Source organism: Gelidibacter mesophilus DSM 14095 (genome assembly GCF_000423005.1).
GTDB classification, from domain to species: domain Bacteria; phylum Bacteroidota; class Bacteroidia; order Flavobacteriales; family Flavobacteriaceae; genus Gelidibacter; species Gelidibacter mesophilus.
The window spans coordinates 83,764-98,424 of sequence record NZ_AUHD01000007.1; the positions used below are offsets into that span (position 1 = coordinate 83,764).

The window sequence follows — 14,661 nt, forward strand, 5'->3', positions numbered from 1 at the left end:
GTGACATAATCCTGCAAGGTTTTATAAACCTTGTAGGTATTATCATTATATTTCGGAACTGCGAGGACTGTTTTAGGATCAGATTTTAGTATCCTCAACACTCGTTTCTGTTTTTATAATTTCAAAGTTTACGGATGAGTCATAGGTCATTGAAGATTAATTTAAAAAATAAAAACGCATTCAAGAGTGGTTTGAAAATGCTCAAAGCATTCTTGATCTTATTTATATTTCTAGGTTTAGGAGAATTGATCAGTTCCCTAATTAAAATCCCATTACCAGGTAATATTTTGGGAATGATCTTGATTTTTACCGCGTTGAAATTGAAACTCATCAAATTGGAGTCAGTAAAACCTGCTGCCGATACCTTGCTGAACTATTTGATTTTGTTTTTTATTCCGTTTGGTGTTGGGCTGATGTCTTATTTCGATTTTATAAAGTCGTATTGGTTGATTCTCTTGGTTGCCGCAGGAGTAAGTACTTTAATCACCTTATACGTCACAGCACTGATCCAACAAAAATTTGAGAAAAATGACTGAGCTCTATATGCTTCCTGTTTTTGGTATTGTCATTACTTTGGCGGCTTTCATTGCCGCTAGAGCATTACGAACAAAACTGAAATTTGTGCTTTTTAATCCGGTATTGATCGCAATAAGCTTCATTATTTTGTTCTTGGTTCTATTTGATATCAGTTTTGACGATTATAACAAAGGGGGAAAGTATTTAAGCTTTTTCTTAGGGCCTTCCATCGTGGCTCTTGGTGTCTTGTTTTTTGAGAAATATAAATTGATCAAACATAACATCTATCCTTTTTTATTGGCAGTTTGTTGTGGCGGAATCATAAGTGTTTTATCAGTGTCTTTGCTTACAATTTTCTTAAATGCGCCTGATGTGATTATTAAATCTATAATTTCACTATCAGTTACTACGCCTATAGCTATTGAAATAACAAAGATTACTCAAGGAATTCCAGCACTTACTGCCGGTGTAGTGATTGCAGTTGGAATCTTTGGAAATGCGTTTGGACCGGCATTCTTGAAGTTTTCCGGAATAAAAAGTGAAACCGCCATGGGAACTGCCTTAGGGACCGCAGCACACGGTATTGGAACTGCTCGAGCTTTGGAAGTAGGGCATTTATCTGGCGCTTACGGCGGATTGGCAATGTGTGTCAACGGGATCTTGACCACGTTAATTGCACCGTATGTTGTGATTTTAATTGTAGGCTCAGCTTAAAAAAAAACAATACACCATGATTTCTAAACTGAAAACACTAGGGATTCTCCGACATTCCCTTATTATGTCGGTAATGTTGCTTTTTGCATCCGCACTGTTTTCCCAAACCCTAAAAGTTGCTTGCGTTGGTGACAGCGTTACTTTTGGTGCAGGAATTGAAGATCGCGAGGAAAATAGCTTTCCTGCACAGCTTCAGCAAAAACTAGGTTCTAATTATAAGGTGGGTAATTTTGGTTATTCTGGTGCTACGATGCTGAAAAATGGACATAAACCCTATTGGAATCAAGCGGTATTTAAACAATCACAAGACTTTGCACCCAATATTGTTATTCTCCATTTAGGATTGAATGACCAAGGCAATAACAATTGGCCCAATCATAAAGAAGATTTTGAGCAGGACTATCTTGATATGATTGCTATCTATAAAAACCTGCCCTCAAAACCTAAGGTTATTCTTTGCAGAATGACCCCAACTTTTTCGGGGCACCATTGGTTTGAAGAAGGCATGCGCGAGAGTTTTAAGGAAATTCAGTCAAAAATAGAAATTATTGCTAAAAAGGCTGCCGTTGATTTAATTGATTTGCACGAGCCATTATATCGATTTCCAGAATATTTTCCCGATAATTTACATCCTACCAAAGAAGGCGCCCAAATAATCGCCAATAAAGTTTTTAGTGCTATCACAGGAGATTATGGCGATTTGAAATTGCCTTTGCTCTACGGTGAAAATATGGTCCTTCAAAGAAATGAAACGATTCGTTTTAATGGTTCTGCTAATTTTAATGACGCCGTGACGATTCAATTTAACAAGGAATCCAAAACAGTAAAATCTGATTTTAATGGCCATTGGAAAGTTGATTTCCCAGCCAAGAAAGCCGGTGGGCCCTATCCCCTAAAATTTTCAACACCAACAAAATCCATTAAGTTAGAAAATGTGTATGTTGGTGAGGTCTGGTTGGCTTCTGGGCAATCCAATATGGATTTTATGGTACGAAATATGGAAAGCGCCGCCACCGTCTTAAAGGACTCTTTGAATGATCAGGTGTTTTTGTTTTCTATGGAAGGGAAAACCCTCTCCGGAGAAAAATTTAGTGATACCAATCTTGAAAATTGCAATGCGGCAGATTATTTTGAATCTTCAGGATGGACAACTTCAAATACTAAGAATCTTGAAAAATTTTCAGCGGTAGCCTATGCCTTTGCCTATTCCCTTCAGAAGAAGTTAAATGTTCCTATAGGAATAATTTGTAATGCCATTGGTGGCTCGCCCACTCAAAGTTGGATAAGCAGAGAAGCCATGGAACAAAAACATGAAACCATTGATCTGTTAAATGACACGCGTTTAAATCCGATGGTAGATACCTGGGTGGCGGATAGGATTGAGTTGAATATGGCCGAGCATTCCAAAACCAAAATAAAGGCCAGACATCCTTATCAGCCCACAATGTTATTTGATGCTGGTATTCTTCCCATTAAAGATTGCAACATTAAAGGCGTCATATGGTATCAAGGAGAATCCAATGTTGAGCAACTTGAGCTCCATTCAAATTTATTCGGCATGTTGGTGAACGATTGGCGCCACCATTTTAAAAAGGGGGAGTTACCATTTTATTATGTGCAATTAAGTAGCTTAAACAGGTTGGGTTGGGGAGAGTTTAGGGATTCACAAAGACGGTTATTGGATATTCCAAATACAGGAATGGCGGTCAGTTATGATGTCGGGAATGAAACTGACGTGCATCCAATAAAAAAGTGGGTCGTTGGCGAGCGTTTGTCAAACATAGCACTACATAAGGATTATGATTTTGATATGGGTTATTCTGGCCCTCTTTTAGATTTCGTAAACGTCAACGGCAATACCCTTGAAATTCATTTCAAATACGGGGAAGGTTTAAGTACCTTAAAGAACTCCTCGGTACAAGATGTTTTTATTGCGAGTTCCGATAAACAATTTGTGCCTGCCCAAACTAAAATAGTGAATGGGATGTTGAAGGTATGGTCCCCAGAAATTGAGCACCCACGATATGTGAAATACGGGTATACACCTTTTTCCAATGGAAATTTAGTCAATAATTACGGTTTGCCTGCGCCAACATTTTCAAATTTTATCAATTAAACCAAATATCAAACTCATGAAAACAAGAATTTTTTTTCTTTTACTGACCTTCTTTTTGTCAAAAGAAATGGCCGCTCAAAAATTCGATAATTTAGCAATGACCCCGCCCATGGGATGGAATAGCTGGAACAGTTTTCAATGTGATGGTGTCAATGAAACCGTGATAAAGGAAATGGCGGATGCCATGGCCGAAAAAGGTTTTAAGGAGGTTGGCTATGAGTATATTGTGATAGATGACTGTTGGCAAATAGGTCGTGATGAAAATGGATATATCATAGTGGATAAAAAGAAATTTCCTTCTGGGATAAAAAGTTTGGTGGATTATGTTCATTCAAAAGGATTGAAATTCGGAATCTATTCTGATGCCGGAACAAAAACCTGTGCTGGCCGACCTGGAAGTAAGGGATTTGAACGTCAGGATGCAGAAATTTATGCCAAATGGGATGTTGATTATTTAAAATACGATTGGTGCCATACAGAAGGGCAAGACGCTATAGCATCTTACACCCTGATGAGGGATGAACTTTTTAAGGCCGGACGTCCAATCGTTTTTAGCATCTGCGAATGGGGTGAAAATAAACCATGGGAATGGGCAAAAGATGTAGGCCACCTTTGGAGAACTACCTTAGACATTGATATGGGAGCAAGATACGATGGCAATATTTGGGGAAATCTCATTGGGTGGGCAGACTTGGTCGATATGCAGGTTGGTTTGGAAAAATATGCGGGCCCTGGACATTGGAACGATCCGGATATGTTGGCCGTTGGAAATAACAATATGCCAGAAAATGAAGCAAGAGCCCATTTTAGTATGTGGTGTATGTTGGCAGCACCTTTAATGGCCGGTAACGATTTAAGGGAAATGACTCCTGTTGATCACAATATCTTAACAAATAAAGAATTAATTGCCCTTAACCAAGACGTTTTGGGCAAGCAAGGCTTTAAAATTGAAGATTTTGGCAATTTTGAAATTTGGCAAAAACCATTGGCAAATGGTGATATTTCTATCTGCTTTTTTAATAGAGAGACCACAAATAAGACCTATGAAATTGAGTGGGCTAACATCAAAATCAAAGGTTTTGAAGGCAACTATCAGGTAAAGGACCTTTGGAAGAATGCGGTTGTGGGTGCGACCGACAGTAAAATGTCGATTGACGTGCCATCCCGAGATGTGATCGTTTTTAGGTTGATGAAATAACAAGTTGAAGTCAAGCAAGACCTAACAGGTTTCAACCTGTCCGCCAAAGGAGGAAAACCTGTGAGGTCTATAGAATTAGTAAATCAAATCTTATGATATTATCTCTTAATAAAAACACCTTTCAGGCTACCATTTATTTTATGACTTTAAGCCTAATGTTTGTTTTCAACGGATATGCCAATTCACAACAAGTAGATCCTCTTGAAGTCAAATACCCCATCATCCCATCCCCACAAGAAATCACTTATGGCGCGGGAGAACTGACGTTTAAGTCTATTCATATTAATGCATCCGATTTTAAAAATGCATCCGATCTTTTGAGTGCATTCTTCCAAAAAGAAGGCATTAGCGAATCGTCAAATGGTTTAACCGTTCAAATCATTAAGGAAGAGCTTTCAGTCGATAATCCTGATGAAGCCTATAAGTTAACTATTGATGGCGATATTAAAATCTGGGCAAGTACTGAGAAAGGGGCCTACTACGCCATAAAAACACTCCAACAGGTTTTTAGAAAACAGGGTAAAGAAGGCCTGTTTCCAAAATTAAATATCACGGATTGGCCCGCATTTAAAATCCGGGGATTTATGCATGATACCGGACGGAATTTTCAATCTGTAGCCCAGTTAAAAGAACAAATTGAAGTCCTTTCGCAATACAAATACAATGTCTTCCATTGGCATTTAACCGATGATCCAGGTTGGCGTTTGGAGAGTAAATTGTATCCACAGTTACAATCGGAAGATGCAACATCAAGAGGTAAAGGGAAATTCTACACCCAAGAAGATTTTAAACACATCGTAGCATTTTGTAAAGCACGTCATATCACGGTCATTCCAGAATTTGATATTCCGGGCCATTCCGCAGCATTTAGGAAAGCCATGGGTTTTGAATCGATGAAGGATGAAAGGGCGCTACCCACATTATTGAATCTGTTTGATGAATTATGTTCATTGGTGAGTGCTGAGGATATGCCGTATATACATATCGGTACGGATGAGGTTAGGAATCTCGAAGAATATGTGGAAGACGGATTTGTAAAACAAATTATGGATCGCGTACAGTCTCATGATAGAGAGTTAATCGTTTGGATGGAAGGTATTGAAGTGAAGGGAGATTCTACCTCCATCAATCAGCTTTGGGCCCAATTTGATCCTCGAGAGGGACATCGTTTTATAGACTCGCGCGCTAATTATATCAACCATTTAGATCCTTTTGCAGGCATGTCGCGTTTGTTCTTCCAGCAACCTTGTAGACAGCCTAAAGGTGATTCTCTTGCTTTGGGTGGGATATTATGTGCGTGGCCAGACAATAATGTGGCGAATGAGCGTGATATTTTGAAACAAAACCCCATCTATCCTTCCATAGTTTTTTATGCGGATGCGATATGGAAAGGAAGAAAAGAGAATAAATTGGATTATTGGGCCAAATTACCGGCCTTAAACACTGCCGATTTGCATGAATTTGAGGCCTTTGAAGACAAGGTCATCGTTCATCGGGATCTCTTTTTTGAGGGCAAGGAATTTCAATATATCCGACAAACCGATTTCCATTGGAATGTGATCGGACCCTTTGAAAATGCTAATGATGTTTCACTGAATTTTCCTGTTGGAGACTCCCCAGTAGCATCGTATAATGTTGACGAAAAAACCTATAAATGGTCTGAACCTAAAGTTGGCGGTACGCTTCATTTAAAACACTTTTTTGGTTTTCCTGCATTAACCACTGAGAAAACGGGCACTTATTATGCTACAACCCAAATTTATTCGCCCGATGAGCGTCTACAGGATTTTTGGATAGGTTTTCAGGGCTGGTCGCGTTCGGGAGGTCGTAGGGTGGGGCCTTTCCCTGATCAGGGGCAGTGGCACACCACAAATCCCAAAATATGGATTAATACTGAAGAAGTGGCACCTCCGGTTTGGAAACAGCCCAATTTAGAAACTAAAACCGATGAAATCCCTTTTATTGACGAAGATTATTTTTACCGAGCACCCACAAAAATCCAGCTTAAAAAGGGATGGAATACCATTCTTTTAAAAATTCCCCAGGATAATAATTCTTGGAAATGGATGTTTACTTGCGTCCCAATTCATATGGAGGACGGTGCGATTAAAGAAGCTAGTGATTTAATATTTAAAGCCCTTTTTAATGGGTTGGAAAAGTGATCCTAAATGCTTTTTTTAAGATTTGTAGTTTTAGACAAGAGTCTAAAATAATGAAGCCAAAGTTGAAGTTTTTTGCACCTTTTGACTATTATCAGTGGTTTGTATCCAAATCTGTACGGTTTAATATTTCCATGATCAAAGAATTATCTCAACATTTTGTGTAATTAAAAGTGCTTATAATGTGGTCAATATATGAACTATTTACAAAAATGAACTGTACTCATAAAACGCGTTGTTTGATGTTTGAAATTCTTGAATTTTTAAATATTCTGGAAGTCCTAAAATAGGATTTTGGAAGCGCGTTAAAAAGTTGTAATACAAGGCTTTCTCATAATTTTGCCTTCACGCAATTTTATGGCTAAAAACCATAAATATTAGCAACTACAAGGTTATATGTCGACCAACTCCTCTCTAAAAATGTCATTAGTCGAAATTATTTAGTATTGTTTGATTAATTACAGTCATTTATAAGATCAAATTAAACTTATATAATATTATGACAAAAAAAGTACTTAAATTACTATTGGTGTTTGGGATTCTATGCACTTATGGTATGCAGGCACAAACAACTGTGAATGGAACTGTTGTTGATGCTGCAAGCAGTTTAGGACTTCCAGGGGTGAGTGTGGTAGTAAAAGGCACTTCCCAAGGAGTTACAACAGATTTTGATGGTAATTACAGTATTGAAGTAGCAACCGCTGAGAGTACCTTACAATTTTCTTATGTTGGATTTACGACTCAAGAGGTAGTAGTTAATGGCAAAACTGTTATTAATGTATCGCTTGTAGAAGATGTGAGTCAATTGGATGAGGTAGTAGTTACTGCTCTTGGCATTAAAAGAGAACGTAAATCTTTAGGATATGCGGTTCAAGAAGTAAAAGGTGAGACTTTAACAGAGACAAGAGAGTCTAATGTGGCTAATGCACTATCTGGTCAAGTAGCAGGTGTTCAAGTTATTAAAGGAAGTAATGGTCCTGCCAGTTCTTCAAAAATTGTACTAAGGGGTAATAGTTCGCTTGTGGGTGACAACCAACCATTGATTGTGGTTGATGGAATCCCGATGGATAACTTTACAGGTGCCGATAATAATGACTTCTATAATCCTTCACCGGATATGGGGAATGGTTTAGGCGATTTAAACCCGGATGATATTGAAACCATGACGGTATTAAAAGGTGCTTCTGCAGCAGCTTTATATGGTTCACGTGCAGGTAACGGTGTAATTTTAATTACAACTAAAACAGGAAAGTCAAGAAAAGGTTTAGGAATTACTTTTTCTGCAACTACAGGATTTGAAAGATTATTTATTGAGCCAGAACTTCAAAGCCAATTTGGTCAAGGGGATTTGGGAATTTATAATGAACGAAGCAAGTTAAGTTGGGGCCCAAGAATTGAAGGACAATCAGTTGTGGATTGGGAAGGTAAACCAACGACGTTGAATTCTTATGACAATCTTGGCAACTTTTATAATGGTGGTTTTAACCAAACCTATAGCTTGTCATTCCAACAGCAAGTTACTGATGGGACTTCGTTGTACACGTCAGCGAGTTATTTAGACGACGATAGTAATATCCCGGGATCAACTTTTGAAAGATTGAATCTAACCACTAGAGCGGTCACAAAATTTGGAGAAACTAAGAAATGGACTACTGATGTAAAAGTTCAGTACATCAATTCAAAAGCAGGTAACAGACCTTTGAATGGAAATAATAATAATAACGCCTTCGGTACGGTAGTTCAAATGCCAAGATCTGTTGATATCAGACAGTTTAGAGACACTACGGATGAATTTGGAAAAATGAGGTGGTTCGTGAGTGAAAATGCTGAGAACCCATATTGGTCTGCTGAAAATAGATTGAGCAATGATGCGAGAGATCGTTTCTTATTGAACGGATCTATTAAATATGATATTACTGATTGGTTAAGTGCTGAAGCAAGAGCTGGTGCTGATATTTATACAACCACTACAGAATCTAAATTGTATGCTGGTAGCCCAGGGAACAACACGGGCAGATATACTTTTGGTAAGGAATCATTTATAGAGAAAAACTTCAGTTTCTTGTTGATGGCTGCTCAAGATGATATTTTTGGAAAATTTGGTGGTTCTGCTACACTTGGTGGAAACTTGATGGGAAGAAACTCTAATTATATCAATGGAAATTCTGGAGAACTTGTGGTGCCTAACTTATTCTCATTAAATAATGGCGTCAGTAGCCCAAGCGTAAGTCAAGGGGCAACAGAACGAAAAACCAATTCACTTTACGGAACTTTGCAAATTAATTATGACGGGTTCATATTCGTTGATTTTACAGGACGTAACGATTGGTCTTCTACTTTAAGTGAAGAAAACAGATCATTCTTCTATCCATCTGTTAGTACGTCATTCGTATTTACAGATATGATTAGAAAAGCAGGTTCTGAATTGCCAGGTTGGTTAACTTTTGGTAAAATCAGAGCATCTTATGCTACGGTAGGTAATGACCTTGATGCTTATAAGCTTTATAACAGTTATAATATTGGAAATGATCCCAATGGTAATACCACTGCAGGTACGGGCAACACGCTTTTCAATCCTGATTTAAAAAGTGAGTTGATTAAATCTCAAGAAATTGGTTTGGAAGGTCGTTTCTTTAATAACCGATTAGGATTTGATTTTGCTTGGTACAAATCTAACGCTACCAACCAATTGATTCCCTTGCCTCTTGATCCTTTGAGTGGTTATAATTTTAAGATGGTCAATGCTGGAGATGTGCAAAATAAAGGTGTTGAGTTATCCATTAATGGAAGAATATTTGACAATCCTGAAGGTTTTAACTGGGATGCGAGTTTAAACTACTCAAAAAACAAAAACACTATTGAAAGTTTAGCTGATGATATCACACAATATAAATTGGGAGGTTTTGATAACTTAGCAGTATTAGCAATAGAAGGTGGTGGTTATGGTGAGATTTGGGGTACTAAGTATGCTAGAGTAGAAGACCAGGCCAGCCCTTATTTTGGAAAAATAATTGTAGATGCCAATGGACGTCCACAAGTAGCAAATAATGGAGAGAAATTTAAATTGGGTAATCAACAACCAGATTACATGCTTGGGTTTACAAACAATTTTTCTTACAAAAATCTTTCCTTCGGATTTATGATTGATGCTCGAATAGGTGGTGAGATTTTCTCTGGTACCAATCGTGCAATGCAAGAAGCGGGGGTTGCAGCCATAACCGTGGTTAACGGCGAAAGAGCCGATATTGTGGTTGACGGTGTAGTTAGTGATGGAAGCGGAGGATATGCTGTCAATACTACAGACATTTCTCCAAGACTTTACTGGGAACATATCACCAATAACTCTGGAAACTTAGGAATCAACGAGGCAAATATCTACGATGCTACCAACGTAAGGTTAAGAAGTGTAAATGTTAATTATACAATTCCTTCAAAATTGTTGGGAAATTCAGGAATTCAAAATATTAAAGTTGGAGTTTCTGCAAATAATGTATGGATGATTGACAGCAACTTGAATGGTATTGATCCAGAATCTGTTTTTGCTACAGGTACGAATGCAACAGGGTTTGAATACCTTTCACCTCCAACAACAAGTAGTATATTTTTAAACCTTTCATTAAGTTTTTAAGAAATGCTTATCTTTAAGTTAAAAAAACAATATATAAGTTATGAGAAAAATATTTAACAAAACAAGCCTAGTGGGTGGTCTGCTTTTAGCATTTCTTTCCTGCTCGGACTTTGAAGAAATAAACATAGACCCGGTTGCAGCAAGTGCAGACCAGGTTCAAATAGAGTATTTTATTAATAATTCTATTGGTGGCGCCCAAATGGATCCTCATATATCAGAGCGTATGTATGCGCTATATTGGGACCGTGTAGGAGGAATGACTAGACCTGCTGGGTTAGCTCTAGGCAGTCCAAATGATGACTGGTCAAGTGACTATTACAATGGTTACGTGTCTTCTTGGTTGAAGAATATTAACGCAGGGATTGTGGTTGCAGATCAGCAACTTGCAAAAGGAACTGCTGGAGAGCATGTTCCAAATCTTAAACAAGTTGCAAGAATTTGGCGTGCCTACCTTATGAGTGAAATGTCCGATAACTTTGGACCTATTCCTATCGATGGCTTTGAGGGCGTTAATCCTGAGTATACAGATGTAAAATCTGTGTATTACTATATGCTTCAAGAATTGAAAGAGGCAACCAATGCATTGGATATGGAAGTTTCATCCCCTGATGATGCTCTTAAAAAATTGGATCCAGCCTATAAATATGATTATGCCAAATGGAAAAAATATGGAAATTCTTTAAGAATGCGTTTAGCAATGCGTTTATCTGAAGTTGACGCGTCTAAAGCGCAGCAAGAGTTTGAAGATGCTGCAAATGGTGGTATATTTATTTCAGCGGCTGATGATAACTTTGCAGTTGCAGAAAAAGCAGGATGGGATAATTACTCAGGAGTAATGACCAGAGAATGGAATGATTTTCGAATGTCTGCAACGATTAACAACCTTATGATTGGATTGGGAGGTATCCCTTCTGAAGATGTATTAGCAGCAGATAAGCACTCTTATATTAAGCCAGCCAATTATATGGGTCTAAAGTTTGATGAGCATTTTGCCTCAAAAACAAATGATCCTTCTGCTGGTTTCTTTTTTGATGGATTGCAAAATACTATAGATCCGAGAGCTTATGAATTGTACGCGATTCCTGGCGATTTTAATAACCCAGAATTCAACGGATATCCTTCTTGGGATGACAGTGCAGAGACCACAGTAAGGACGCTAGTAGATGCTTCTGGTGAAAATGTCATAAAGACCATTGATGCGGCTTTCACTTGGAATGCTTACGGTGGAGGTGATTGGGGAGATAAAGGATCCAAAAACAGGGTGTACGGCTGGATCGGTACTTTGCCACGTTTGGTTAATAAATATAGAGATAATTCTAACGAAAGGATTTTCTTTGCCTCATGGGAATCTCATTTCTTAATCGCTGAAGCAGCGGTAAGAGGGTGGGCTGTGCCTTTGAGTGGCCAAGCTGCTTATGAGCAAGGTATCGCGGACAGTTTTGCCTATAATGGTGTCTCAGCGCAATTAAGTGAGTATTTAACTTCTGAAGATTACAGTAGAGTAGGAACTTCTGTAAGTTGGGGACATACAACGGAGCCATCGTCAACGGTAGCTATGACTTATAAAGACGGTTATACCGGTGCTGCGGGTACAATAAATTTAAAGTATCCTGCAAATGGATTATATAAAGATGGCAATGTGAACAATGATCTTTTGACTAAAGTCATTACTCAAAAGTTTATTGCCCAAAACCCATGGTTGCCATTGGAAACATGGAATGATCATAGAAGACTTGGGTTGCCATTCTTTGAAAACCCAACGGTTGAAAAACCTTTAACTAATATGCCAGCATTAACAGATGGTAATTATATGACGAGCAGCATTAAGTTTTTTGCTCAAAGGTTAAAATATCCTTCTAACTTCGGTAGCAACATCCCAGGTGGATATGGCCAAGCTGTCGAGAAATTAGGCGGTCCTGATTCTGTGTTTACGCCATTATGGTGGGCACAACAGGAATAAGATCATAATTTTCATTTTTTTATTTTATGTTTAGTCAAAAAGGGGGAACTTTCAATAGTTCTCCCTTTTTAGTTCCAGTCCATTTGGTTTTTCTGGATGCTGTTCAATTTAAAATCAGATTGGTAGAAAAGGTTTAAGGCAGAGTAGGTCCGCCACAAACCTTCTTTCAGACATACATCTTGATCTGAATGATTGGTATTTTGGAAGTGGTAAGTGTATGTCGTTTTATTGGGCAATGAAGAGGATTTATAAAGGAGATATGAGGCCTTAATTCTTAATTCTTAATTCCTCATACTTAATACTGCGTCTCTAAATGGAAGAATTTAAAATCTTGTCCTTGACCTCATCAAGGTAGGATCTTCCTATAACATAACGCATTCCATCTATTTCAATACTGTTACCTTCTACGGCATCAATCTTATTGATGGAAATAGTATAAGATCTATGGATCCTAATAAAATCCGCAGCAGGTAATAAATCGGTAAAATCGGAGAGGGTGCTATGGATCATAAACCTTCCGTTGGTGGTATTGATCTTTAAATAATCTTTTAGACTTTCTATAATTAATATTTCATCTAAAAAGACTTTTTTCATTTTTTTCTTGTCAATTTTTATGAAAAGATAGGGCCGTGATTTAATGGGCTCTGCAGACGGTTGACTGATATTCATACGTCTATAAACCTTATTTAAGGCATTCATGAACCTTGGGAATTCTATGGGCTTTATTAAATAATCAAGAACATCAAGTTCATAAGTCTCAGCGGCATATTCACTATAGGCGCTGGTCACAATAATCAAGGGCGGTTCTTTTAAACTTTTAATAAAATTCAAACCATCAAGAACTGGCATGTTGATGTCCAGAAAAATGACATCCACTTTATGGTTTTTTAAATAGTTTAACCCATCAATGGCATTGTTGAAGGTGTTAGCCACTTCAATATCTTCAATTTGCTGCAAATAATTTTTAATTACATTAACAGCTAAGGGCTCGTCGTCAATAATTAAACATTTTATTTTCATGCGTTCTATTTTATAAATATGAGAGTTTAAAGCGGTTGCTAAATCACTTTTATCTTGAGTTTTATGGTAAAAACATGGTCATCATTACTAATGTCCAACTTAAAATCTGACTGATTATAGCCTAAATTTAATCTTTTTTTCACATTTTCTAATCCTATTCCACTTGAATGACTCACTTCATGTTTAAATTCTGTCACTGCAGGTAATGGATTTGTGAGGGTAAAATAGAGAAAATCTTCTATAATAGTGAAATCAATATCGATTTTAACGGTCCCAATATTTTTATTGACACCATGTTTAAAAGCATTTTCTACAAAAGTGAGCAACAAAATTGGAGCAATTTCTTTGTCTTCCAATTCTCCTGAAATGGTCATGTTGATTTCAAGTAAATCGTCATGACGAATTTTTTCTAAATCTAAGTAATTTTGAATACAGATGATTTCTTTTTCCAACGATTGCCGTTTAGACTGTGTTTCATAAAGTAAATACCGCATCAATTCTGAAAGCCTTAAGATGATTTTAGACGTTTTGTTTGATCTTTCCAGTGCTAAAGAATGAATGTTATTGAGCGTATTGAAAAAGAAATGGGGTGATATTTGCGATTTTAAAAATAACAATTCGGTTTCTAATTGGTTTTTTTCTAGGTCGGCAACTCGCTTCTGTTCTTTTAAAAAGTCCAAAGTTACCTTAATGGCCGCTACAAATGTGATTACATAAAGTTCACCAATCATCATATCAATAACGTAATTCAAGGATAATGCATGGATTGGCTCCGGACCTTCTGGCCAAACTTCATTGCTAATTAAAAAATAAGTAAGGTTAAATTTTGCAAGCACCATTAAAAAAACGGCTGAAAATATTGCAATGATATAAACGGTATATTTTCTTTTGAACAAAAATTTTGGCATCAGAAAATAAAGATTGAAGTAACACAACGAGATATGAATTGGAAAGCCAATCAAATTTGTTTTTAATGAATAGAGGTAATCATCAAAGTAGCTTCCCCAGCGAAACGTATTGAATAAAAAGTAAACTAACCAGAATATAATGTGGTGCCAAAACGAGATTCTGTAAAGTCGATTGGAGTTATATTTCATTAAAAAATATTTTTAGTGATGTTCAGGGGAGTTAACGTGTTGTCCGTCTAAATTTATTTTAATTGTGGTTAAAATTATGAAAATTTATAGATTGATCTCGTCTTGTTTTTTTGTTTTTTGAAAGGATTATGAGATCGTCTCAAATTGAGTTAAATGTATGTCATTTTCTTTGTAAAGAGTAAAGGACTGTACATTTTACAGAATAGAAGCAAGGAGGGAATATTTTGCTTTTTTTAGAAGTGAATAAAATACA

General features: G+C 37.2%; 9 protein-coding genes. 7 read left to right on the top strand and 2 right to left on the bottom strand.

The window, feature by feature from the left end:
- The first annotated feature begins 134 nt into the window (after positions 1-134).
- The 7 genes from G525_RS0109240 (at position 135) to G525_RS0109275 (ending at position 12,291) form a co-directional block, all read left to right on the top strand.
- On the top strand, positions 135-536 hold the full coding sequence (locus G525_RS0109240) for a CidA/LrgA family protein (protein ID WP_245577760.1): 402 nt from the start codon (positions 135-137) through the stop codon (positions 534-536).
- A complete protein-coding gene (locus G525_RS0109245; protein WP_027125922.1) occupies positions 529-1,230 on the top strand; it encodes an LrgB family protein in 702 nt (233 codons plus the stop codon). Before G525_RS0109240 ends, G525_RS0109245 begins: the two co-directional genes overlap by 8 nt.
- A 16-nt stretch (positions 1,231-1,246) precedes the next feature.
- On the top strand, positions 1,247-3,346 hold the full coding sequence (locus G525_RS0109250; protein WP_051209869.1) for a GDSL-type esterase/lipase family protein: 2,100 nt from the start codon (positions 1,247-1,249) through the stop codon (positions 3,344-3,346).
- A 16-nt stretch (positions 3,347-3,362) separates the two neighbouring features.
- Positions 3,363-4,544 (top strand): glycoside hydrolase family 27 protein, encoded by a 1,182-nt coding sequence (locus G525_RS0109255; protein WP_027125924.1) that lies wholly within the window; start codon positions 3,363-3,365, stop codon positions 4,542-4,544.
- A gap of 92 nt (positions 4,545-4,636) precedes the next feature.
- Entirely contained in the window at positions 4,637-6,706 is a 2,070-nt protein-coding gene (locus G525_RS0109260) for a family 20 glycosylhydrolase (protein ID WP_084647734.1), read from the top strand.
- Positions 6,707-7,202: 496 nt separating this feature from the next.
- On the top strand, positions 7,203-10,331 hold the full coding sequence (locus G525_RS0109270) for a SusC/RagA family TonB-linked outer membrane protein (RefSeq protein ID WP_027125926.1): 3,129 nt from the start codon (positions 7,203-7,205) through the stop codon (positions 10,329-10,331).
- Positions 10,332-10,371: 40 nt separating this feature from the next.
- Positions 10,372-12,291, top strand: a complete 1,920-nt coding sequence (locus G525_RS0109275; RefSeq protein WP_027125927.1) for a SusD/RagB family nutrient-binding outer membrane lipoprotein — start codon at positions 10,372-10,374, stop codon at positions 12,289-12,291.
- Between the two features lie 309 nt (positions 12,292-12,600).
- Here the strand turns inward: G525_RS0109275 and G525_RS0109285 are convergent, their stop codons facing one another.
- The gene (locus G525_RS0109285) at positions 12,601-13,311 is read right to left on the bottom strand and encodes a LytR/AlgR family response regulator transcription factor (protein ID WP_027125928.1); all 711 of its coding nucleotides are present in this window, start codon (positions 13,309-13,311) and stop codon (positions 12,601-12,603) included.
- 38 nt (positions 13,312-13,349) lie between these two features.
- A complete protein-coding gene (locus tag G525_RS0109290; protein WP_425402517.1) occupies positions 13,350-14,219 on the bottom strand; it encodes a sensor histidine kinase in 870 nt (289 codons plus the stop codon).
- Positions 14,220-14,661: the final 442 nt, after the last annotated feature.